23 protein-coding genes are annotated in these 23,162 nt (G+C 46.0%); 13 read left to right on the forward strand and 10 right to left on the reverse strand.

Going from position 1 to position 23,162, the window contains the following annotated elements; genetic code table 11:
• Positions 1 to 269: 269 nt before the first annotated feature.
• Positions 270 to 1,298 (forward strand): hypothetical protein, encoded by a 1,029-nt coding sequence (locus NC997_RS09715; RefSeq protein WP_190527081.1) that lies wholly within the window; start codon positions 270 to 272, stop codon positions 1,296 to 1,298.
• A gap of 185 nt (positions 1,299 to 1,483) precedes the next feature.
• On the opposite strand, the gene NC997_RS09720 is transcribed toward NC997_RS09715, so the two are convergent.
• Together NC997_RS09720 and NC997_RS09725 are read right to left on the reverse strand one after the other, a co-directional pair.
• Complete coding sequence (locus tag NC997_RS09720; protein WP_190527083.1) at positions 1,484 to 2,389, reverse strand: hypothetical protein; 906 nt, start codon at positions 2,387 to 2,389, stop codon at positions 1,484 to 1,486.
• Between the two features lie 151 nt (positions 2,390 to 2,540).
• On the reverse strand, positions 2,541 to 3,029 hold the full coding sequence (locus NC997_RS09725; protein ID WP_190527085.1) for a DUF4385 domain-containing protein: 489 nt from the start codon (positions 3,027 to 3,029) through the stop codon (positions 2,541 to 2,543).
• Between the two features lie 80 nt (positions 3,030 to 3,109).
• Between NC997_RS09725 and NC997_RS09730 the strand changes: the two genes are divergently transcribed.
• Together NC997_RS09730 and NC997_RS09735 are read left to right on the forward strand one after the other, a co-directional pair.
• Complete coding sequence (locus NC997_RS09730; RefSeq protein ID WP_190527088.1) at positions 3,110 to 3,592, forward strand: VOC family protein; 483 nt, start codon at positions 3,110 to 3,112, stop codon at positions 3,590 to 3,592.
• 15 nt (positions 3,593 to 3,607) lie between these two features.
• Entirely contained in the window at positions 3,608 to 3,886 is a 279-nt protein-coding gene (locus NC997_RS09735; protein WP_190429277.1) for a hypothetical protein, read from the forward strand.
• Positions 3,887 to 4,072: 186 nt separating this feature from the next.
• Here NC997_RS09735 and NC997_RS09740 read toward each other — a convergent pair whose 3' ends face one another.
• Complete coding sequence (locus tag NC997_RS09740; protein WP_190429278.1) at positions 4,073 to 4,222, reverse strand: hypothetical protein; 150 nt, start codon at positions 4,220 to 4,222, stop codon at positions 4,073 to 4,075.
• A 50-nt stretch (positions 4,223 to 4,272) separates the two neighbouring features.
• Here NC997_RS09740 and NC997_RS09745 point away from each other — a divergent pair, with 50 nt between their 5' ends.
• Together NC997_RS09745 and NC997_RS09750 are read left to right on the forward strand one after the other, a co-directional pair.
• On the forward strand, positions 4,273 to 4,665 hold the full coding sequence (locus tag NC997_RS09745; RefSeq protein ID WP_190439040.1) for a phage holin family protein: 393 nt from the start codon (positions 4,273 to 4,275) through the stop codon (positions 4,663 to 4,665).
• Between the two features lie 213 nt (positions 4,666 to 4,878).
• Positions 4,879 to 5,070, forward strand: coding sequence for a YqaE/Pmp3 family membrane protein (locus NC997_RS09750; RefSeq protein WP_190410085.1), 192 nt, complete (start codon positions 4,879 to 4,881; stop codon positions 5,068 to 5,070).
• A 154-nt stretch (positions 5,071 to 5,224) separates the two neighbouring features.
• Here NC997_RS09750 and NC997_RS09755 read toward each other — a convergent pair whose 3' ends face one another.
• Positions 5,225 to 6,034, reverse strand: coding sequence for a histidine kinase (locus NC997_RS09755; protein WP_190527090.1), 810 nt, complete (start codon positions 6,032 to 6,034; stop codon positions 5,225 to 5,227).
• A 165-nt stretch (positions 6,035 to 6,199) separates the two neighbouring features.
• Positions 6,200 to 7,675 carry an alpha/beta fold hydrolase gene (locus tag NC997_RS09760; protein ID WP_190527091.1) on the reverse strand — a complete coding sequence of 492 codons (1,476 nt, stop codon included), beginning with the start codon at positions 7,673 to 7,675 and terminating at the stop codon, positions 6,200 to 6,202.
• A gap of 124 nt (positions 7,676 to 7,799) precedes the next feature.
• Here NC997_RS09760 and NC997_RS09765 point away from each other — a divergent pair, with 124 nt between their 5' ends.
• The 7 genes from NC997_RS09765 to NC997_RS09795 all read left to right on the forward strand — a co-directional run bounded on the left by NC997_RS09765 (position 7,800) and on the right by NC997_RS09795 (position 14,980).
• Complete coding sequence (locus tag NC997_RS09765) at positions 7,800 to 8,024, forward strand: hypothetical protein (protein ID WP_190410082.1); 225 nt, start codon at positions 7,800 to 7,802, stop codon at positions 8,022 to 8,024.
• 112 nt (positions 8,025 to 8,136) lie between these two features.
• Positions 8,137 to 8,403 carry a hypothetical protein gene (locus tag NC997_RS09770; protein ID WP_190527093.1) on the forward strand — a complete coding sequence of 89 codons (267 nt, stop codon included), beginning with the start codon at positions 8,137 to 8,139 and terminating at the stop codon, positions 8,401 to 8,403.
• Positions 8,404 to 8,455: 52 nt separating this feature from the next.
• Entirely contained in the window at positions 8,456 to 8,791 is a 336-nt protein-coding gene (gene petJ / locus NC997_RS09775) for a cytochrome c6 PetJ (RefSeq protein WP_190527095.1), read from the forward strand.
• A gap of 59 nt (positions 8,792 to 8,850) precedes the next feature.
• Positions 8,851 to 10,890, forward strand: a complete 2,040-nt coding sequence (locus NC997_RS09780; protein WP_242031352.1) for a leucine-rich repeat domain-containing protein — start codon at positions 8,851 to 8,853, stop codon at positions 10,888 to 10,890.
• Between the two features lie 266 nt (positions 10,891 to 11,156).
• Positions 11,157 to 12,176, forward strand: coding sequence for an aldo/keto reductase (locus tag NC997_RS09785; protein WP_190527097.1), 1,020 nt, complete (start codon positions 11,157 to 11,159; stop codon positions 12,174 to 12,176).
• A gap of 107 nt (positions 12,177 to 12,283) precedes the next feature.
• Complete coding sequence (locus NC997_RS09790; protein WP_190527099.1) at positions 12,284 to 14,392, forward strand: M3 family metallopeptidase; 2,109 nt, start codon at positions 12,284 to 12,286, stop codon at positions 14,390 to 14,392.
• Positions 14,393 to 14,608: 216 nt separating this feature from the next.
• Positions 14,609 to 14,980 (forward strand): signal peptidase I, encoded by a 372-nt coding sequence (locus NC997_RS09795; RefSeq protein WP_190410076.1) that lies wholly within the window; start codon positions 14,609 to 14,611, stop codon positions 14,978 to 14,980.
• Positions 14,981 to 15,014: 34 nt separating this feature from the next.
• Here the strand turns inward: NC997_RS09795 and NC997_RS09800 are convergent, their stop codons facing one another.
• Entirely contained in the window at positions 15,015 to 16,007 is a 993-nt protein-coding gene (locus NC997_RS09800) for a DUF6745 domain-containing protein (protein ID WP_242031353.1), read from the reverse strand.
• Between the two features lie 133 nt (positions 16,008 to 16,140).
• Between NC997_RS09800 and NC997_RS09805 the strand changes: the two genes are divergently transcribed.
• A protein-coding gene (locus tag NC997_RS09805) for an IS5 family transposase (protein WP_242031354.1) occupies positions 16,141 to 16,973 on the forward strand; the annotation gives its coding sequence in 2 pieces (ribosomal slippage) (positions 16,141 to 16,525 and positions 16,525 to 16,973; 834 coding nt in all).
• A gap of 273 nt (positions 16,974 to 17,246) precedes the next feature.
• Here NC997_RS09805 and NC997_RS09810 read toward each other — a convergent pair.
• The 4 genes from NC997_RS09810 to NC997_RS09825 all read right to left on the reverse strand — a co-directional run bounded on the left by NC997_RS09810 (position 17,247) and on the right by NC997_RS09825 (position 23,138).
• The gene (locus tag NC997_RS09810) at positions 17,247 to 18,344 is read right to left on the reverse strand and encodes a M24 family metallopeptidase (protein ID WP_190527101.1); all 1,098 of its coding nucleotides are present in this window, start codon (positions 18,342 to 18,344) and stop codon (positions 17,247 to 17,249) included.
• 114 nt (positions 18,345 to 18,458) lie between these two features.
• Positions 18,459 to 19,559, reverse strand: a complete 1,101-nt coding sequence (gene galT, locus NC997_RS09815; protein WP_190527103.1) for a galactose-1-phosphate uridylyltransferase — start codon at positions 19,557 to 19,559, stop codon at positions 18,459 to 18,461.
• Positions 19,471 to 21,444, reverse strand: coding sequence for a glycoside hydrolase family 2 TIM barrel-domain containing protein (locus NC997_RS09820; protein WP_190410073.1), 1,974 nt, complete (start codon positions 21,442 to 21,444; stop codon positions 19,471 to 19,473). Before NC997_RS09820 ends, galT begins: the two co-directional genes overlap by 89 nt.
• A gap of 1,271 nt (positions 21,445 to 22,715) precedes the next feature.
• The gene (locus tag NC997_RS09825) at positions 22,716 to 23,138 is read right to left on the reverse strand and encodes an STAS domain-containing protein (protein ID WP_190428803.1); all 423 of its coding nucleotides are present in this window, start codon (positions 23,136 to 23,138) and stop codon (positions 22,716 to 22,718) included.
• Positions 23,139 to 23,162 lie beyond the last annotated feature (24 nt).

Consider the following 23,162-nt stretch of genomic DNA (forward strand, 5'->3'; position numbering starts at 1 on the left):
AATATCGTTTTGCTGTAGCTCGTTATCTATTGCAACTCTAACGAGCCTCAAGAAGGATTTAACTGAGCTAAAGGCAGACATGACTCAACACCTATTGCATCTGTAGTTGTAGATATGGAATCCCAATCATCGTATATGGCTATACCTTGCTGGGTATTTAAGGATGTCTCCCTTGAGGTCGGTGTAAGTCTATACGTGCGATCGCTAAATTAGCAGTAGCAGTGACTTCAGATCGTTAAGCCGTTTTGGTAGGCAGGAGACGGGGCATTATGACACAGAGCAATCAGCCTTTTGATCGGCATGACGAAAATACTGACCGGATTCCGGCACAGTCCAGCGTTCCTCCAGCAGACACTAGCGGAGATGGCGGTGATGCTGCGTCAGATGCAGCGAATGAAGAGACTGACGCGGCTACAGAAGAGTCTGGTGTTCAGCCAACAGGCACCCGCAGGCGTGTGGCGAATGCTGCTTTAGCTGGAGCAACCTTTGGTGCTGTAGTCAGTGCAGCTGCTGCGGCGTTTACTGGTAAAAGTGTAGGTGAGGGTATTAAAGCGATTGTTGAAGGTGCTGCGGATTTAGTAATAAAAGGTGCTGCTGCGGGTGTTCACCCTACGATTGAAGGTGCAATCGACAGCCTTAAAGGCGCTGCTACGGGTGTTCACCCTACGATTGAAGACCCCTGGGATACGCATAAAGGTCCTGTGCCTGTTCAACCTACTATTCCTATTGAATATGGCAGCGACACGCTTCAAAGTCCTGCTGCGATTGTTCAACCTCCGATTGAAGATGCCAGGGACACACTTCAAAGTCCTGCTGTGATTGTTCAACCTCCGATTGAAGATGCCAGGGACACGCTTCAAAGTCCTGCTGAGCCTGTTAAAACCCCTGTATCTCCCGTTGATGCTATCCCCCAATTAAATCCGCCCCCTGCCGCTAGTGCAACTGCCGCTAGTGCAACTGCCACTGGTGCAACGGGTAGTGTTGAGAATGATGTAATGAACAGCTCTGCTTTAGTGCAACTGTTGCTGAATCAGGTAGGTAGTGAACTAGCAATGAGTTTCTACGAGCAACTACCAGCAATTGTCCTGGCTGAAATTCAACGGTTAAGCACCAACCCCACCCCGGAAGAGCAGCAGCGAATCAGAGACAGCTGGACAAAAGCTTTAGAACCCATCGCTATTGCGATTATCCAATCGGGACAATTATTCAAATCCAATGCTTTGTATCCAACAAATAATTATCCAACAAACAATGGGTATCAGAAGTATACTCATTCAACGGGAGACAAGTTGAATTAATAAATTTATCAATTTGAGGATTATTGATACAAATATTGGTAGTAAAGTTTTACTATCAATCAAAATTTAAGTTGGAATGCGGCAAAGAAACCCAACTCGATTAAGCATTGGTTGGGTTTCTTTGTTGTTGGGTTTAACCTACTGTTATTGAGAATGCGATCGCTTACTTTTAGCGGTTGCCTTTCTTAGCGTTTTAAACAGTTTGTAGGTGCTTGTTTCAGTTGATTGTGGCGATAAAAACCATTTAAGTTAAGCAAAGCAGAACGATAGCGAACTTTTCTGACATTGTTCCTGCCAGGGCTATTCAGCCTGCCAATTACAGTAGCTCTCGCAACTTTCAAGTAACCCTGATTGTCCCAATTAACTAACCGGGTGCCTGATGAGTTTGGCGGTATATTTTGCCGACCAATATCTCCGACAATTTCTATCGCTTCGCCGCTAACAGTTCTCTTATTAACTACACCGCTAACACAAGCGGTTACTTCGCCCAAAGTTTTGGTATCGTAAAGGTCTCCGACTAGGCGATTTCCTTTCTTCCCAAATACATAACAATGCCCTAAATCTACACCCTGTTGGTTCCCGGTGCCTGAGGGAGGTTTGCTACAAAAGGTGTAGTTACCATTCGATAGGCTTTGAATAGATTGAACTGGGGTTGGGGTTGGGGTCGAAGTTGGGGTGCTGGATGCGATTGCTGTAATTTTTAACGGTGTAGCTGCCCAACGTTCATTAGGATAGATTTCTTTTACTTCACCACTGAATGTAATTGCTTTTCCTTCTGCCTTGAAACTATCAGGAAGATTACAAGTTGCATATCTTATACCATCCTGTCCTTCAGTTACGATGACATAAGTTTCACCAACCAGTGTCACTTTACCCTTTTTGTCTTTCACAGTTTCTACGGTTTTTCTATCGTCATAGGTACATGTAGAAGAAAGCTGTGCCAATTTGGAGGGTGATGTCTGTGATACAGTTAGTCGCTGGGTTGATTCTGAAGATTGGGCGATCGCTAGGACGTGTTTCCCAGAGGTGATTGTTCCCAAAAGGGTGAGAAATAAGCTAAAAAATAAAATTGATTTCCGGCTATTACTCATTTTGATTGTTCTCGGTAAACTAATTGTATACAACACCAATGTAGAAAGCGTTTCCGAAAACTCTGAGTTGATTATGTGTCAGTATTTGAACTGACATAGGAAGGCTGGCGAAGCTGCGAATTCTATTTGCTAAGATTATTCTCTTTCATCCTTACTCGTACATCTGTTTGTGCTTCGCTAAAAGCTGTAAATATTTCTCATTTATCTTTGCTTGCATCCATTTCTCTTTAAAGATTGCGGCTGATTCAGCTTTCACCGGATCTACTTCATTGGGTAAAATATCTTTCCTTGCTTGAAGCAGGGCTTCTTTAGAAGTTTCTTTTTGAGGATTTGACTTAAATTTTCTGCCGCTTTTATGATTGGCATATCTGCGCGATCGCGTATAACCCATTTGTAAAAACTTCCGTGCCATATCAGCGCCAACAAAATCATCTTGTTCTAGGTAATCCAGAAACATCTGGTAAATTTTTTCGCTCGATTCTCTGGCAATCTCTGGAGTTTTAAAGCGCCAGTAGGGAAGAATTTCTGATTTGTAGGGTTCTACCAAAAGCACCCCCTGCTCGCCCTTACCCACTCGATAAAGTTCGGGAGAAGAGCGAAAATCGATTGCCTTAAAATCTAAAGTGTAATCAAAGGGCATGATAATTTTTATTTTGAATAATAGACTTAAAGAAAAAAGTCTTGCTTCTATCGAAAGTAACGAAAGGAGTCTTTTCTGTCATGCTATCTAGCCCCCAATCCGTCAACACTGCCCTTTCCGCAGGGGATCTGCGGCGAGTCCACCACATTGCCTTGAACGTCCACGATTTGCAAGCTTCCCGCCACTTCTACGGGGGTATCCTGGGTTTGTACGAACTGACGGGTGAAGAAGTGCCGACCACATTGCGATCGCTTGTAGCATCAGGCAAAGTTACCAATTTCGTCACCCCCGATGGTACCGTCCTCGACTTGTTTTGGGAGCCGGATTTGCCACCCCCAGACAATGACCCGCATCGCGCTTTTACCCGCGCCAATCACCTCGCCTTTGACATCGACCCGCAGTTGTTCGAGCGGGCGGTCGAGGTGCTAAAACAAAATCAAGTGCCCATCGATCATGGCCCTGTCAGCCGTCCCACCGGACGAGGCATTTACTTTTACGACCCGGATGGATTCCTGATTGAAATTCGCTGCGATCCAGAAGAAACTAAAAGGGAAAGTATCTAGTGGAGCGTGCAACCAGTGCAGCTAATTAAGGTGATGGAAGAGGCGTTAAACAAGCCTCCGATTCAATATGAACCACACAAGCACACGCTGAAAGCTTGGGCGATGTATTGTCTGAGAGACCGAGGATTTAAAGTGGTTTATGCGGAAAAAGCCGATTTTGCTGTTGAAACTCGTGGCGGCGAGAAGCTCTATTTTAAAGTGGCAAATAGTGCAGAGAATTTAGACGGGAAATCTGGCTGGATAGTATTGGATAGCTCAACGAATAACGTCAGCATAACTGCACCTCAACAATAAGTAAGCGGATGCAATTAAATTGAAGATGTTCGTAGGTTGGAGAGCCACTTGCGTGCGGGGGAACCCCCCGCACGCAAGTGGTATTTGGCTTGGGAAAGCCAACCCCTGCATAGATTTCGCTATCGCTCACCCATCCTATACATCACTAATTTCACTTAGCTTAAGTTGTCCTGATTGTATTGAGATTTACTGCCTTCTCCTGGCGAGAGGAACTACCTTATCTACATCTTGTGTGTAATCAACGACCAAGACACTAAAACACCAAGGCAACAGGCGATCGCTTCTAGAAAAATCTACCTTCGTAGGGAGGTTGAAGGCTAGGCGATCGCTGAGCATAGTATCAGGACTTTAAAATTTTCTATTGTGTCAATTTAAGGAAAAAAACCATGATGGGAACGCTTTTTACCTGGGTAGCTACGGCTCTTAGCCTACTAATTGTTGATTTACTTGTTCCAGGTGTTAATATTGCTACATTTCCTGCTGCTTTAATTGCTGCTGTAGCGATTGGCTTGGTCAATGCTGGAGTTAAGCCGACTCTATCTCTCCTATCTATGCCGCTTAACTTCGTCAGCTTAGGAACATTTTCGCTCGTCGTTAACGGGATATGTTTCTGGGTGGCTTCAATTTTGGTTCCCGGATTTAGTATGCATGGGATTTTAGCTTTTCTGTTGGCACCCGTCGTTCTATCTTTTGCGAATACTTTCATCAGCAAATATTTTGCTGAGAGAAACGCGGGTGTACTAACCGGCAGCAGTAGTGACTTGAAAACTCAAGGTTAATCTCTATCCAGAGAAGTAAAATTGATAGAGATTAAAAAAAGGAGGAAAGCTAGATGCTGTTCCTCCTTTTTTAGTTTGCAAGCTAGAAAGATGAATGCAGTTTTGTATACCATCTATCAAAACGAAGATAATTCGTTAGGGGGAGGTCTTCAATTACTTGATTTAGGAGAATAAGACTAATAAGAGTTTAAATAAGAAAGTTGAAGTAGTCTCATGAAATTACTCCGGATTCTGGCTGGTCTTCTCGTGCCTCCTTTAGGCATTTTTCTGACAGTTGGTGTTGGCCCAACTTTATTCATCAACATTTTGCTTACGGTTCTGGGTTGGCTTCCCGGTAGTATTCATGCAGTTTGGGTAATCGTGAAGCACGAAGAAAGAATGGCTGGAGGAGAAAACGTATACTAAACCAAGGTTAGTTAGACGCTTCTATCCCTTGTAGCGCTAGTAGTGGGAGTAGAAGTCTTTCTCGAGTGCTGGTTGCGTGTTAAAACCCTACTGCAAGTTTAAAAATTGAGTTTAAAAAACAGAACCAGCTAAGTCTTAGCTGGTTCTGTTTTAATTAATGGTGAGAATCTTTAGGAGTCCCTGATTTACTGACATGTTCCTTTTCGCGAATTGCATCTGCTGCTGTTCGTAACAACTCACTCAAGATTTGACGTACCTGACGTTCTTTCTTAGCGATCGCTACCCCAGCATCACCCAGTTTTTCTTCAACCTGCGATCGCTTTTGTTCTACCCGCTGAACCATTATTTCAGCTTGAGGGCGAGAACGGTCGTACCAGTGCTTCGCTTCGTCCAGGTACCCTTTCACGTCCTCGGCGCGTCCCCCGTAACGTGCAGCTAAATTCGCTCGGAGAATCGCTAGTTGAGCTTGCAGTTGAGCATAACGCTCTTTCAGCGATGCGACCTCGTCGCTGTTTTTGAGATTATTAATCGCAGACTCCAGAGCAGTTTTGGTAGAAGGCGAGGTATCTTTACCAGATTCTTCGATGTCTACTAGCAGTTTATCAATCTCTTGCTGGAGTTCATTTTCTTCGTTGTCCAGTTGAGCTTGTAGCTGTTTAACCTCTGCTTGCGTTTTCGCAATATTTCGATGTCTTAGATGGCTAAAGCCTTCAACCGCTCCCTCAATCGTAGCCGTGACTTCTTCTTTGAGTTCGCCACCTTTATCTTGCAAGTTTTCCAGAACCACAGAAACCGCATCTTTAACAATTGAGCGAAGTTCGCTGGAACCTTCCTTAAACTCCGAACCCACCTGAGATACAGCAGATTGAACAATTTCCCGAATCCGCTCTGCTCTGAGCTGTCCTGTTTCTTTAGCTTGATGGAGATCGGTTGTAATTTGTTCTTTGATTTTATTATTAGGCATTTTCTTCCTCGGTTTGTAGTAGTTGATTTAGATGAAGCTTTAATTAAACTACTTGTACAAGCTTTCCAGCAAAAAAAAGAGGTTATAATCCGCTTCCTCTATCTTGGCGCGATCGCTTCAAAATCGGTACTTCCTTTAGGTAGAAAACTTCTAATTCTGTATTCGCTAACTTGCGAGCGGGAAAGCAGCAACGATCGCCCAACCGAAAAACAACGCACTCCCCAGTGCATAACTCCACACATTATTAAGTTGGCTGCCAGCAAAGGAGAAAATACCCATCGCTAGCGGAAATAGCGGCAGCAACAAGTAGATAAAACCAAGTTGCGGAACCAAGTACACCGCCAAAATAAAGCCGCCTACTAGCAGCACGCTTTGCCACAACCACCACGCTACCCGTGAGAGTACCCCGGTATCCTGTTGCGCCACTCCCGACGCTAGAAACCAAGGAAGGCAAGCCAACGACAGCAAAGGCCAAAGCTTTAGACGTGCTGGAATTAGCCACCATTGCAGCCACACCGACTGTGCCATTGCCCCAAAACCCACCCAAAGCAGTACAAACAGCCCTAAGCCTATCCCCAGCGCCCTGAGTGTAGGACGTTGTAGGCGCAAGAGAATCCCCAGCCAGACGACGCCTGCCACAAAAAACCAAATTCCGATTGCACCGCCGACGAGGACGCCACCCAAGCTATCAATTTCCCCCATCCGGCTCAGCAATAGGAGTGAAGCGCTGGCAAGGAAGGGAGCTAAAAGCGAACCTAGCCAGCTTTGTAGCGGATGCACCTTTGGCTTGGGTGTAGTCGCCGGATCAGCAACAGCAGGGGCAATGGCGAAAAGGAATAACAGCCATGCCAACAAATGCAAGGCATACCAAGCCATCCGGCGGTCAATATAGTTACTGCTACTCTGAATTCTGAAGGTAGCATCGAGCCACGTTCGGGCAGCTTGGTGGCTGATATTGCGGAGGAGAATAGTGATGTGTTCGGCGTTCGGGATGATAACGAGCGATCGCGCCCTTCCCCCAGCAAAGTTATCGTTTTCTCCTCCCGCCGCCGCCAGCAACCGCTGGGCATTCTTCACAAATCCACCTTCCCAACTCCCGGCTTGTAGCTGAAGATTGCGCGGGATAGAAGGCGTTACTCCCGCACCCGTCGGTGAGACGGCAACCGTTGCCGCAAAGCGGTCGGGATTGCGGATACCCGCCGACATCACCGCACCACTCCCCATTGAGTGCCCCAGCAGCGCCAAGCGGCTAGGATCGACCTCTGGTTGCTCCAACAGGGCAGCATAAGCCACATTCAGGTCTTGCTGAAGTGAATCGCGCTGGAGGGGTGCTGGATTCGCGCCATGTCCGCCGAAATCCCACAGCATCACGGCATACCCCGCGTGCGCCAAAACGTGCGCGTAGCCCAGCATTAATTGCTTAGAACCCGCATAGCCGTGCGCCACCAGCACACCGGGTATTTTCTCAGAACCCTGTTCAAAACCCTCTGGTGCGACGTACAGCATCGGCAACCCTTTATCTGAGAATGTATCTGAGAATGTTCGCGTCACCAATCCAGTCCGTGCCGCCGCTACCCCCCACCAGGAAAGTGCAATCAGTAACAGCGCCACAATTAGCGAAAATAAGCGCTTGCGAGTCATATCAATCCTTAACTCCGGAGTTAGGCTTAGGGTGATAACCCTTGATATGATGCATCAGATTGCGTCAGAGCAACTCAGAGTTTTCGCGATCGCAACATCCCCAATATCAATGGAGACTTAAGTTATGTGGCTGGTAACGATTCGCTGTTCGGGCGATGCTTGGAAACGCAATGGGACTACCTGTAAAGCGATCGCAGATAAGTATCAAAGCACTTGTATCTCTTCCAAAAAAACGCCGGATGGTCAGCGCTTCATGGAATACAAGGTTGAAGAGGTCGGAGACGCCGAATCTTTCCAAGACGAGTGCTTAAGTCTTGAAGGATTTACTGCTTCCTTTGAGGCACTTTGACCTTTGGACTTTGACATTGGCGCTTTTGGTCGCTTTTTTTCAGAATCATTCCCCCAATTCCCACCCGCCGCTTAAGCTTCAAATTAGCAAGTCAAGAAAGAAGCCCAAGCTTATGTTTAGAGTCATCGCCCGTGAATTTTCCCAAGAGTTTGAAAGATGGACGGACGCATTAAATACTGCTAAGTCCCTGCAACCAAAATGTAAAGGTCTGTTTCAAGACATCCGCATTTTTGACGGGAAAGAACTGGTATGGGTGTACAGCCGTTCTCACACTTATCCTCAATTTGTTGGTGCTGGCACTTATAACAGGTTGGCACGCTTATTTCTTCAGGAAGCGATAGAAGACGAAGAAGTTGAGGGAGAAAACACCGATTCATAAAATAGCGGATTGTCAATGGTTATTCATTTAATAAAAACCGAGGAAAAGTCCCTTGAGGAAGCTACTAACCGTCCTACTTCTAACATTCGCTGTGCTAATTGCCTTTCGCGTTCCAGCTATAGCCGCAGATACTGTCAACGGTGCCAAAATATTTAGCGTCCAATGTGCAGGTTGTCATCTCAACGGCGGCAATATTATCAGACGCGGGAAGAATCTGAAACTCAAGGCATTAAAACGAAATGGCATGGATAACGTGGAAGCGATCGCGTCCATCGTCGCCAACGGCAAAAACAATATGTCCGCCTACAAAGACCGCCTCAGTGAACAAGAAATCCAAGCTGTTTCCGCTTACGTGTTAGAACAAGCTGAAAAAGACTGGCGCTCTTAACAAGTTGCTGGTTACTGACACCTAACTAAGAAACACAAATTTCAGTCGAGAGGTGATAAATGTCTGAGCCACAGCAACAACAAAGCCCAATTTTTAACAGCTTTGCTGACTGGTGTTTGCACAAAGATAGCCTCTCAGAAGCAGCAAGACACACAGTTGAGGTGCTGTTAGAGGAAGCTGACACTTGGGACTGCTATGAAGCGGATCTGATACTTTCATACTGCACAGAGCTGGATCTCAGCAGTAATGAAATTACCGACTTGAATCCGCTTTCTGGGTTAACCAACCTCACCCAACTGTATCTACATAACAATTGGATTACCGACTTGAGTCTGCTTTCTGGGTTAACCAACCTTACCCAACTGTCTCTTGGTGAAGAGATTAATGACTTGAGTCCGCTTTCTAGGTTAACCAACCTCACCCAACTGAATCTCTATTTCAATAAAATTACCGATTTGAGTCCACTTTCTGGGTTAACCAACCTCACCCAACTGGATCTCGGTAGTAATCAAATTAACGACTTGAGTCCTCTTACTGGGTTAACCAACCTCACCCAACTGAATCTCTATTACAATAAAATTACCGAATTGAGTCCACTTTCTGGGTTAACCAACCTCACCCAACTGGATCTCGGTAGTAATAAAATTACCGAATTGAGTCCACTTTCTGGGTTAACCAACCTCACCCAACTGCATCTAAATAGCAATCAAATTACCGAATTGAGTCCACTTTCTGGGTTAATAAACCTCACCCAACTGCATCTAAATAGCAATCAAATTACCGAATTGAGTCCGCTTTCTGGGTTAACCAACATCACCCATCTGCATCTCTACAACAATCAAATTACCGAATTGAGTCCGCTTTCTGGGTTAACCAACCTCACCCAACTGGGGCTTGGTGGTAATCAAATTACCGAATTGAATCCGCTTTCTGGGTTAATCAACCTCACCCAACTGTATCTCCGAGGTAATCCAGTTTTTAATCGAAGTTTGTTGCGATCGCTTCAAGAGAAATGGCGCACTTTCTCAACGAAGCCGATCGATTTTCAAAAAGCCAAAAAAGCTATCAAATCTGTCTATGCAAGGATTGGCAGAGAAGAACCAGAAGTTCTTTTTTACCGTAGTCCACAGGCAGGGTGTACTCAACTATTCAACTTGCTCAAACTAGACAATACACCGGAAGAACAAAGATTTGAGAAGCTGAAATCCCTGCTTGTGTGGGGAGAGTCACTATCAAAGCAGCTCCAATGGTTTTTGGAAGGACTTCCGTGTCAAGCGTTGTGGAATCATATCCGGAATGAAATAGCGCCAGAGCAGATAGAACTAGAGCTGACAGCAGGAGACGAAGAAGGATGGTGGGAGCTGGATGAATTAATTAATCATTCTCTAGAACTCATCGGAGCTGATTCCAGCTCTTTTGATGCAGATGATTTTTATCCAGTAACTCCTACAGACCTTTTTACACAAGTCTACGCAACTGAATTTTATGTTTCTTCGTTAGGTGTCACTCTTGACCAAAAGACGCGGGAAGCATTTGACTGCCTGAACCAGCTTTTCGAGCATTGTGGTTTGATTTTCCCGTTTGAGAAGGTCTGTGTAGTATGCGATCGCCCTACTAAACTCTTGTTCGATAACCAAGATCGCCTCCACGCCGAAGGTGAACCCGCGATTCAGTTTGCCGATGGATGGCATACGGGATATTATTATCACGGTGTGAAATTGCCTGAAAAATATGGCAAATTGCATCCCCATCAATGGCAGGCGCAATGGATTTTAGAAGAAGACAACGCCGAACTGAGGCGAGTATTAATTCAGGGAATTGGCTATGCACGAATCTGTCAAGAATTACAAGCAACTGAATTAGATTCCTGGCAAGAATACACTTTGCTAAAACTTGATGCTGATATTGATGGTTTCGAGCTTGACGATTTTGATGATGATGCTCCTCAAAAAGAGCCAATTCACTTGCTAAAAATGACTTGTCCTAGCACTGGTTTCATTCATGCTATGCGAGTGCCGCCGGATATTACATCGGCTCGTGCAGCGATTCGCTGGATCAATTGGGACATCGATCCAGAAGATTTTTCCGTGCAAACCTGAATAGTAACCTTTTAGAGTTATTAACCACAGATAAACACTGATAAATTATCTGCATTTATTTGTAGTTTAATTTTAAAAAGATTGATTTGTAGCACTACTTACTTAAATAAAATACAGACCTAAACCCTAGCCCCTTCCCTAGTAGGAAAGGGGGAAAGCCCCTCTCCTAGTAGGAGAGGGGTTTGGGGAGAGGTTAAGTTTGTGTATCGCATCCAACTTCTGACACTATAAGCAATAATTTTATCTATACATAACAAAGCGTCAACATGAACTTACCCGAATCAAGCAGATTACAATTTACCCCAGATTTGAATATCTGCCGCGTACTCAATGGAATGTGGCAAGTGTCAGGCGCACATGGAAGAATTGACTCAAAAGCTGCGATCCAAAATATGTTTGATTACATGGATGCAGGCTTCACCACTTGGGATTTAGCCGACCATTATGGCCCCGCTGAGGACTTTATTGGAGAGTTCCGGCGGCAATTGGTAGCAAGTCGTGGTGAAGAGGCGCTGTCTAACTTGCAAGCTTTCACAAAATGGGTGCCAAGACCCACTAAAATAACGCGCAAGTTGGTAGAAGATAACATTAATATTTCCCTAAAAAGAATGGGAGTTGATTCCTTAGACTTGATGCAGTTTCATTGGTGGGATTACCGCGATAAAAACTACTTGGATGCGCTCAAGTATATGGCAGAACTCCAAGAGGAGGGAAAAATCAAGCATCTAGCTTTGACAAATTTTGATACAGAACGGCTGAAAATTATTACCGAGGCAGGTATCAAAATTGTGTCCAATCAGGTGCAGTTTTCTCTGATTGACAGGCGTCCTTTAGTGAACATGGTGCAATTTTGTCAAGAGAATAACATCCAGCTTTTTGCTTACGGGACACTCTGCGGCGGCTTGCTGTCAGAAAAGTACCTGGGACAACCAGAACCGCGAGCAGGAGAACTGAAGACGGCTAGCTTGCGAAAATACAAGAATATGGTAGATGCGTGGGGTGGCTGGAATTTATTTCAAGAGTTACTTTCTGTCCTCCAAGAGATTGCCCAGAAGTACGGGGTAAATATCTCGAATGTGGCGGTGCGTTATATTCTAGAGCAGCCAGCAGTCGCCGGTGCAATCATCGGCGCACGGTTAGGAGTGTCGGAGCATATCGAAGACAATGCCAGGGTGTTTGATTTGATACTAGATGCAGAGGATGATCGGCGAATGAATGCGATCGCTCAACAATCGCGCGATCTATACCAGGTCATCGGTGACTGCGGCGACGAGTACCGACGATAAGCCGCAACTTCGCTACGGTTAACCACCCTGTAAGGGTAGCTGATTTTTTTCTTAAGATCGGATAACAAGGACGATTCAGCCCAAATACGTTTACAAACAAATCACCTATGAGTGCAAACGCCATTATTACTGATAACCCGTTACTCATCGGCAAAGGGCTGCCCCCGTTTGATGCCATCAAGCCGGAACACGTCGTTCCGGGGATGACGCAGCTACTGGCTGAACTAGAACAGGAACTTGCCACCCTAGAAACCCAGGTAGAGCCGACTTGGAGCGGTTTAGTCGATCCCCTCCAACAACTGGTAGAACGCTTAACCTGGAGTTGGGGGATTGTCGGTCATTTGATGGCTGTGAAGAATAGCCCCGAAATCCGCGAAGCGCACGAAACCGTGCAGCCAAAAGTGGTGCAGTTTTCCAACAAGCTGAACCAAAGTAAGCCGCTGTATGAAGCATTTAAGGCACTGCAAAGTAGCAACGCTTGGGATAGCCTGGAATCAGCCCAAAAGCGGATTGTAGAATCAGCGATCAAGGATGCCGAACTTTCCGGTGTTGGGTTGGAAGGAGAAAAGCGCGATCGCTTCAACGCCATTCAACTCGAATTAGCAGAACTTTCTACCAAGTTCTCTAACCACGTCCTCGACGCCACTAAAGCATTTAGCCTGACCCTCACCAACAAAGAGGAAGTTGACGGCTTACCGCCCAGTTTAGTGAGTCTAGCCGCTCAAACTGCCCGTGCTGCTGGCGAAGAAAATGCCACCCCTGAAAATGGCCCTTGGCGCATCACCCTGGATTTTCCCAGCTTTGGCCCTTTCTTGCAGCACAGTACCCGTCGGGACTTGCGCGAAAAGCTTTATAAAGCCTATATCAGCCGTGCATCGAGTGGCGAGTTAGATAACACCCCACTCATCGAGCGCATTTTGGAACTGCGCCAAGAAAAGGCAAAGCTACTCGGTTTTGACAGTTTTGCCAAGTTAAGCTTAGCCCGAAAAATGGCTCCCAGCGTTGAAGCAGTTGAGGGGCTGCTAGATGAACTGCGCGGCGCTAGTTATGATGCTGCTAAGAAGGAATTAGAAGAATTAAAAGCTTATGCTGCTAGTAAAGGAGCCGCAGAAAGCAGCGACTTGAAGCACTGGGATATCAGCTTTTGGTCGGAACGCCAGCGAGAAGAAAAGTTCGCCTTCAGTGCAGAAGAGTTACGCCCTTACTTCCCCTTACCGCAAGTGCTAGATGGGCTATTCAGCCTCGTCAAGCGGTTATTTGGAATTACCGTCACGGCGGCTGATGGTCAAGCCCCAGTGTGGAATGAGGATGTGCGTTACTTCCAGATTGCCGATGAAACAGGCAATGCGATCGCATACTTCTATTTAGATCCTTTCAGCCGTCCAGCCGAAAAGCGCGGCGGTGCCTGGATGGATGAGTGCCTCGTCCGTGCCAAAATTATCGAAGCTGGCACCCCCACCACCCGCTTACCCGTTGCTTATTTGGTCTGCAACCAGACTCCCCCAGTCGATGGCAAACCTAGCCTGATGACCTTTGGTGAGGTAGAAACCTTATTCCACGAATTCGGTCACGGCTTGCAACATATGCTGACCAAGGTGGATTATCCTGGTGCGGCAGGCATCAACAATGTGGAATGGGATGCGGTAGAATTACCCAGCCAGTTCATGGAAAACTGGTGCTATGACCGACCCACTTTGATGGGAATGGCGAAGCACTACGAAACCGGGGAAACCTTACCAGAGCATTATTACCAAAAGCTTTTGGCAGCACGCAACTACATGAGCGGTACTGGCACGCTGCGGCAATTGCACTTTAGCTTAGTTGACATTGAACTGCACCATCGCTATCAACCGGGTGGCAATGAAACTGTGGCTGATGTGCGGAACCGCATTGCCAAAACCACAACAATTTTGTCCCCTCTGCCAGAAGATGCCTTTTTATGCGGGTTCGGACATATCTTTGCTGGCGGCTATGCGGCGGGTTATTACAGCTACAAGTGGGCTGAAGTTCTCAGTGCTGATGCCTTTGCAGCTTTTGAAGACGCTGGTTTAGAAGATGAGACGGCTGTAGCTTCTACAGGTAAGCGCTTCCGCGACACCGTGTTGGCGCTGGGTGGTAGCTTGCACCCGATGGAAGTGTTCAAGTCCTTCCGGGGACGCGAACCGAGTACGGAGCCTTTACTGCGTCATAGCGGCTTAGCCGTGGCGTCACGTTAAGGAATCATTTCGCCGGGAAATCTCGCCGGGAGTAGAGAGAAATCCCATCCTGTAGAGACGTAGAATTTTGCGTCTCTACAATTCCTAAGATTTTGCACAATCTGTGTGCGTTCACATTTGTGCGTTAGCACTTGTGCGTTAACACTTAGTCATCCGACTTGATAATTTTGCTGAGTTTTATAAAATTAATACTTGCATATCAGCAAGGATTCGCAAATGCCGTCTAATGTTGTTGTTGGGAATGCTCATAGTGAAGGTGCAAATCGTTCTGGTTGGTTTCTCGGTCATTTTATAAACCCAATCGATGACATTCGTTCGACTTCCAGCCTAGAAGTGAAATGGGGTATTCACCCAGCAGGAGACGGTAGATCCGAATGGGCAATGAATGAGGAAGCAACGACACTTTCTATCCTGATTAAAGGACGATTTCACGTTAAATTTCCAGAGCAAGAAGTCTTATTATCTCGTGAAGGCGACTACGTTCTCTGGTCTCCAGGCGTGCCCCATTCTTGGTCTGCTGAGTCAGATTGTACCATTCTGACTGTCCGCTGGCCCTCAAAGTTGGGAGATAGTGTAGCAGTTAGTTAATTGTTTTCAATATCGCGGGCATCATCAAAAAATTTTATGTTTGCACAGAAAATTCTTTGGGATTAATTCCCCAATTTACCCAAGCGATCGCTTCCCGCGCCGATATCATCTCAGGTGGTACGCGCAACGCATGAATAAATCCGGTGCTTGGGCAAGTCATCTTTAACAAAGATATTGGCTCCACATCAATATCGGTATCAATTTTTAATAAAGTGTATTCTTGATAAGAGTCTAACTCAATGGCTCCTAATTCCTGGGCGATTTTATCATAGCCAATTCCCTGAATTAGCACTCGCCGCAGTTCGGCGTTATTATCTTCTAAAAGCCATTTAGCTTGCCACTGGTGCGGGTGCAGCTTGCCGTATTTTTCAGGTAATCTTACCCCATGAGAGGCGTATAGGCTGTATCCGTCTGCAAACTGGATCGCGGGTGCGCCTTCTGCGTGGAGACGCTGCTGGTTGTCGAAGGAGAGGACGCGAGGGCGATCGCATATAATTGCTATCTCTTCAGATGGTAAAATCCACCCACAATTTTTTACTAGCGATTGAAATACTGACCATTTGCTTTGCTCATAAGTGCAATTTAAAACAGAAATGTAGAAGTCAAAATTACTACCTCCACACGCCCACACTTCTGGTGGAATATATTTGTGGTTAATCTTACTTCCTAGCTGCTTGATTAGTTGTTTAAACAGTTGCCTCTCCAGTCCTCCCCATAGCTGCCTCTCCAGTCCTCCCCATAGTTGGTCATTGAGATGTTTCTCTATTATTTGGTTACTAATTTGCTCTTCCATCTGATGCCACGGTTGGAACCTCAGTTGCTCATTAAGTGCTTTTTTTGGTTGCTTTGTAATTTTGGCTGAAAAAGTTTTTAAAGCCGCATAAGGGCTATTAGAAAAAATAATCTTAGGCGCTTTTTTGCCAATTGAATCATAAGCATTTATTACTGATTCAGCAGCCTTTCCTCTATCAATCGGTTCAGTAGAGAGAGCAATCTTTCGCCACTTCTCCCGATAAACAGGAATCAAAGCTTCTTGTTCTGGAATCAGCTTTTCAATAGACCTCTTGCAAAAGTCGTCGCTGGGGTAATATGAGGTCTGAAATTATGCGCTCGCTCACCTGTCTTCTAGGCTCACCCCTGGTAATTCATAAGTAAAGCTAATGAAATACGAACGAGCTAAACATCTTAAGCCAGCAGAATTTAAACGCTTTTGGGGCGTCCAGCTAGAAACTTTTAAGCAGATGGTGGAAATAGTTCAGCAGCACGAGGGACGAAAAAAGAAAACTGGGCGACCTGGAAAAATTAGTCTGGAAGACCAAGTCTTGATGACATTAGATTACTGGCGAGAATATCGGACGTATTTCCATATAGGTCAATCTTGGGGAGTAACGGAATCTACGGCTTGTCGAATTATTCGGAAAATCGAAAAAGTGTTAAGCTCAGCCAGAATTTTTACTTTGCCAGGGAAGAAATCTCTGTATCAATCAGATTCTTTAATCAAGACCGTGGTCATTGATGTGACAGAAAGCCCTATCGAACGCCCTAAAAAAAACAGAAACAATTTTATAGTGGCAAGAAGAAAAAGCATACCCTCAAGTCTCAAGTTGTAGTCAATCAAAAAACGGGAGAAATTATTTGTATAGCGCAGGGTCAAGGAAAAATCCATGACTTTCGCTTATTTAAACAGAGCAAAATCCCCTTAAACAAAACTATTGAATGCTTAGCGGACAAAGGATATCAAGGAATTCAAAAAATTCATAGCAACAGTAAAATCCCCCAAAAGAAGCCAAGGAAAGGGGAGTTAAGTTCTTCGGATAAAAAGAAAAATAGGGAATTGGCTAAGAAGCGAGTAATTGGCGAACATATTAACCGAAAACTGAAAATATTTAAGATTCTAGCTGACCGTTATAGAAATCGCCGAAAAAGATTCAGTTTAAGGTTTAACTTGATAGCCGGACTGTACAATTATGAACTTCGGCTCAGTCAAAGGTAAGATGAGTAAAACTTATGACCGGCAGCTAGCAATCGCCTAATTTTAGACCCCATATTACCCCAGCGACGACTTTTGCAAGAGGTCTAATTTTTTCCTGTGACATACGGCGGCGGTGTTACTGAATGTATCTGGTGCGATTGTCCTGACGATTAGAAATCGCGGCTACACAAACAAAGTCCGCCTACGCGGACTTCAGAAAATTTGGTATTTTAAAACCTGCCTACGCAGGTTTCGTCTGTCTAGCCGCGAATTCCATTTGCTAGGGCATTTCCATTATCCAATTTCTAAGGGCAAAGCACGCAATCTTCCTGCTACCTCGACATTGGGAAAATTTGGATCGAAAGTCAAATTTTCCAATCCATCCTTGAGAAGTACAAAAGTATCTTCAATCTTTGCACCCGGTAAACTTGGATTCCAAGCAACTGCCATGTTTTCTTCCAACGTGTCATTAGTCGTTGGATTCGCTACAACTTCTCGCGCTAGATATCCCGTTGTTCCACCCTGATGATGTTGGCGGATGGCATTATGATATCCGTGCCTCTGATAAACATCAGCTAAAGTGTCATAAACTGCATTCAGAGCGATTCCCGGCTTTAAAAAATCCAAGACTTCTGCTTCAATTTGACGGACATCACCATGCAATTTGGCGCTTTGCTCTGAAAGCGTACCGAATGAAACAAATCGGGTAAGATTCGCATACAAACCATGTCTTCTGGCGCAAAATACCAGCATTGCTTGCCGTCCAATCTCTTCACCTGTGGCAGTAGCATGACGGTATAGCGGCAAACGTCTCTCGCCTGCTACCAGCGTCAGCGCTGGATGTATCCCCCTCGCCCATAATGCCTCCGCACCCGCACCGGCAAGCTGATATTCTGTCCAATCTGGCTTGGCGGCTTTGAGTACCTCAGTCATCGCTTCGCTTGCCTGACGCCCTAGCTGGCGATATCGCTCTAGCTCGCTTGGTATCAAGGTTCGCTTATGCTGTTGTAGAGAGGCGGGTAATCGCTTTTCAACATGAGGAATCGGGCGATCGCTTAAAATTTTCCCCCCATTGGTTGCCTGTTGCACAAAAGATTCACGCGCCGCAGCATCAGCCCAAGGATTCGCATAATGCTGGAAATTTCCGGGAATTTCCTCATCTTTTAACCGCTGCGCTTCGATTTCATCGGTTAATATCCAGGCATCCTCAGCAGTCACCAGCACTTCTGCGATTCCAGTTTCAGCCGTCAGCAGTACGGTGCTGGAACCGCCAGCAGTCGCCCAGGCGAACCAATCGGTGCCGCGCAATCGCAACCCCTGCGCGTCAGCTTCCGTTAAGGCGTTTCGGATTAACTCTAGTTTCTGAGAGACTTCTTCACTAACTTGATTCATAACTCACCTCTTACAGCAGGAAATTCCTCCCCCAGCCCCTCCCGGAAACGGGGAGGAAACTGAAGTTCTTGCCCCTTCCCTGCAAACGAAGGGATTCGGGGGTTAAGTTTTGATTCACAACCGCACAGGATTCTCAAGTGTGATGACGACAGCTTGCAACTCCTTCACCTTCTCCTCCGGAAGCGCATCATTGGCAAACATTCCTGCGGCTAGTTCGGTTCCCGCCAGGTACTTAAGCCGATCCTGAGTCCGATAGGGAGGATACAACTCTGCGTGCAGATGTGCTTCTGGGTGCGGATTTCCATCGGTGGGTGCTTGGAACCACGCCATCAAGTAAGGGAAAGGACGATTCCACAAACCGTCATACTTGAGAGTGACAGTTTTTAAGGCTTTGGCGAGTCCTTGGCGCTGCCCATCTGTCAGATCCACAAATGTAGCGGTGGGCTGAATCGGGGCAATCCAGACTTCGTAAGGGTAACGGGCGAAAGCGGGGACAAATGCGATCGCTTCCTCATCTAGATAAATAATTCGCTGATTGTCCGAAATCTCTTTTTGGATCAAATCTTGCAGCAAACCCCGCTGATGCTCCTGATGATACGCTTGTTGCCTTTCTAACATCCGCGCTGGGACAGGTGGAACAAACGGATAAGCATAGATTTGACCGTGGGGATGCTGTAAAGTTACCCCCATCTCGACCCCTTTGTTCTCAAAGGGCAGTACATACTGAATCTGCGGCGTTTCGCCTAAAGCGCGAGTGCGATCGCCCCAAACTTGCAACAATAACTCTAATTGATCCAGTTCTAAAGAACTGAGGGAAGCTTGCGGATCTTGCGTAAATACGACCACTTCGCACGCGCCGTTTGCTGGGAGAGTCTGCACAATGCTAGCGGGTGGATTGTGCGCCCCCAAAGCCATTGAGGGAAAGCGGTTGTCGAACACCGCCATATCATATTTCCCCTGCGGGAGTTCCGTCGGAAACTGAGGATCTTTGGTAGGTGCTAACGGATTGTATTCTGGGGGCGGCATAAAAGTCCGCCCCTGACGGTGACTTGCATAAGCAATCCATTCGCCCCGCAACGGATGCCAGCGCAGGTGAGGATTCGCCTGCACTGGCTCATTACTAGGGCTAGTGGCTGTAATTTCCTCCGCAATGGGGAATCTGCTGTATAGAATCAGCTTGCGACCATCCGGCTTCAACAGCTCCTGGGAATACATTGTTTTCTTGCCCCAATGCAGCTTTAACTGTTGTGAGCATAACGTCCTCTTCGTCTTCCTCACCCCTGCCTAGAGTTGCATATGCGATCGCTTCGATAGGAAATTTCGGAGTCCGGTCGGCATATAGCAGTCCGTTCGCTTCTTGGTAGGTATCGGTCAACTGGGTGTAACAAAAACCGCTAAATAACTCGACTCGGTTCACCACATCTAGTAGCGCCGTATACCGGATTTGCAGTTCGGAGACATCATGGGAACGCACATATCCCCAAGCTTTTTTATCTTCCCGACCCGCATAAGCAATACCGCCAAACTCAGTCAGCATGATCGGCTGTCCTTGATGAGGATAGCCATCCAGCGTCAGAACCCGCCCACCCGGACGTTGGCGATCGAAAAGGTCTGATAGCTTCACTTCCGGACCGTAGCGTTTTGCCATCCGAGTCGGCTTATTATCGTAGTCGTGGATAGCCAAAATATCGGTCGCCGCACTTTCCCAACCGTCGTTACCGATGACTGGACGAGTTGGATCGAGAGTCTTGGTCAAATGATACAGTGCTTGGACGCAGTGCTGGTGGGCTGCTGTCGCTGTCAAATCGGGAACACCCCAAGATTCGTTGAAGGGCACCCAGACCACAATGCAAGGATGGCTGGCATCGCGTTCAATGACCTCAGTCCACTCCTTGGTAATCCGTTCCACCGCTTTAGGAGAGAAGCGATAGGCGCTGGGCATTTCTTCCCAAACCATCAGTCCTAGCACATCTGCCCAATACAAGAAGCGGGGGTCTTCAATCTTCTGGTGCTTGCGAACCCCGTTGAATCCCATTGCTTTGACTAGCTCAACATCTTGCCGCAACGCTTCATCGGAAGGTGCGGTCATCAGAGTTTCAGGCCAATAGCCTTGGTCTAGAACCAGTCGCAGATAGTAGGGACGACCATTGAGCATAAAGCGATCGCGCTGGATTCCCACCGTCCGCATTGCGGTATAAGACTTGATTTCATCCAGCAACTCGCCATTAGACCACAACTGCACTTCAACATCGATCAGAGTTGGCTTTTCTGGACTCCAAAGCAATTCGTTGCGGTAGTCGTCAATACCAGGGTCAGAAAGGGCAATCCGTCGGTGAATCTCTCCGTGAATTACTTCATAGGTATCGTTGACTAGCAACTGGCAGCCAACGGTTAGTTTTACCTTTACCTCGATGCCATCGCACTGGTCACCTGCAACAAAAGCTTCAAAGCCAATTTCCCAACGCTCAAAGTGCGGCGTCCAGCGGATGCGCTCAATATAAGTAGAAGGAACGATCTCCGCCCAAACGGTCTGCCAAATCCCAGTGGTGCGCGGGTACCAAATACTGTGCGGTTCCAGTTGCCAATCTTGCTTACCACGAGGTTTTGCCAAGTCTTGGGGGTCGTCTTGCGCCCACACTGTTACCCGCTGCGGTCCGTTCTCATTAAATACTGGCGTAATATCGATGCTGAAGGGAGTATGTCCGCCTTCATGGTCAGCCATAAATTGACCGTTGATCCACACGCGGGCGCGATAATCTACTGCCCCGAAGTGAAGCAGCACCCGACCTGCACCCTTAACAATGTTAAATTCCCGCTCATACCAGCAGTTCGGGTGAAACCCTGTGTCGCCAATGCCACTTTTTGAGGATTCTGGCGCGAAGGGAACTTCAATTGTATGCGTCCACCCGGAAACATCTGAGGGTCGAGTTATTTTCCCCTCATCGTCATAAGTAAACTTCCACGGACCGTTGAGACAAATCCAATGCGATCGCTGTAACTGCGGACGCGGATATGCTCTGTCGAACTGGTCAAAATTAGACTGAGTAGCGCCGCCAGACGCGATATAACAATTCTCCAGCCATTTCCCCAAAGAGTGCATATAGTCATCTATCCAAGGTTATATTTCTAGAGTACCCATAAATATCTGAGTACTAACTCTTTTAAGTGTTTTTCTATAAAATTTTTTAAATGTCTACACAGTCTGGATTTCAGCGATTTAAGGTTATTTTTTTCTAGCAAAAATACAGTTTAAGAACCAAGACTGTTTAATGCCATTAATACGATAAGTAATGCCTATCGTTATTACTACATCCATTTGCCAATCTTTTCCGGATCGAGGTACGTTGTCTCTGTACCACATATCCGGCTACTGTGTTATCGACGCCTCAAAATTGTAAGTCTTATCGTGACTCAGATAAGTAACTTTTTGTTCAAGTTTCGTTGCAGTAATAGCTTGCATAAAATCCTCTAACGACGATTTAAAATTCGTGTAATCGTTGGAGTGAATTGGGATGGCGTAGAAAGAACAATTTATTGAATTGCCTTAACGCCTTGCTTGGCATCGATTATCAGACGAATTGCGAATGCTTTTGTTCCATACAAGTGCAGCAAAACCAAATCGATATCCGAATACTGTCGAGGAATTTCCTTCAGTTGTTGGTTAGCGAAGGTATTGCCAGTAATAAAGAGACGAAATGCCGTCTTCCCAGAAGCAGGTTGAAGCTTTAGCAGACTCGCATAACAGGTGGTAGTACGGCTGTGAGGAGCATCGACCCGTGTCTTCCAGGCATCGACTTAAGCTAAAAATCAACATTCCCCTTGGTAACAGTTAAAGGTTCCAAGTTTTGAGCAGATTAGGTTGCATTAAACTCCCTTCTTTATTAATTGTAGCAGTTGCGGAAAGGGAAGATATGATGGGAATGTTTGTATTCAGTTTTTGCTCTGCAATGCACTCGAAACGAGCTTTGTGCATTTGCGAGAGTAGAATCAAATCGATCGACGGCAGATCGTTAAGATTTATGGCGGGATTTTTCCAGTGAGGTGAGCGAAGATATTCGCCCAAATGCACTCTCTCTGGCTAATGGAAAAAAATTGGATTGGTCAGAATCGTAAATCCGGCGTTATGTCAGGATAACTGTGATGGTTGCAATTAAGAAAATTGGGAGATGTTATTAAATCGGGTTATTTGCCGTTCGCAGAAAGAGTATATTACTGTTGCTTCATTGATAACGTACCTTTTCTCAAGAGTAGGATACGTTAGCACAACGCTTGTCAGGCATTGTTAGAAGCAAAAGAGTAATAATTTTGCTGCGTTCATCGTTCAGGAACACACGCTCCAATTTCGGAGAAGAATCGCGAAAACTTAACGATTTAACGAGCCGAAGCAGGCTGGACAGGCGAGCTGGTAGATTTCAGCTTTGGTGAATATGCTGACTTTGACAAGGTTTCTGATATAGGATTAACATTAGCTCGCGCTAAGCTTCCTAAGCTTTGAAATCCTTCTGACTTATTAAAGGTTTCCAAAACCTGATCTAAACCCGTCATCTCCAATAAAATCCTAACCTGTTCGCTCTTGGAATAAAGTAAAATTTTGCAACCTGCGGAGCGGGTAAGCCTCACCATTGAAACAAGAGCCATTAAGCCAGAACTACTGATAAAAGTGACATTTTTGAGATCGAGGAGAACAAATTTGACTCCTGCGTCGATCAGATTCTCAATTTCTTGATGAAACTGAGCTGCTCTAGAGCTATCAAAAATGTCTGGGGATTTAACGATTTTAAAAAGAACGTTCATCTTATAAAACCTCAATGGGTAAAT

Source organism: Trichocoleus sp. DQ-A2 (assembly GCF_039961915.1).
Classification (GTDB): domain Bacteria; phylum Cyanobacteriota; class Cyanobacteriia; order Cyanobacteriales; family FACHB-T130; genus FACHB-T130.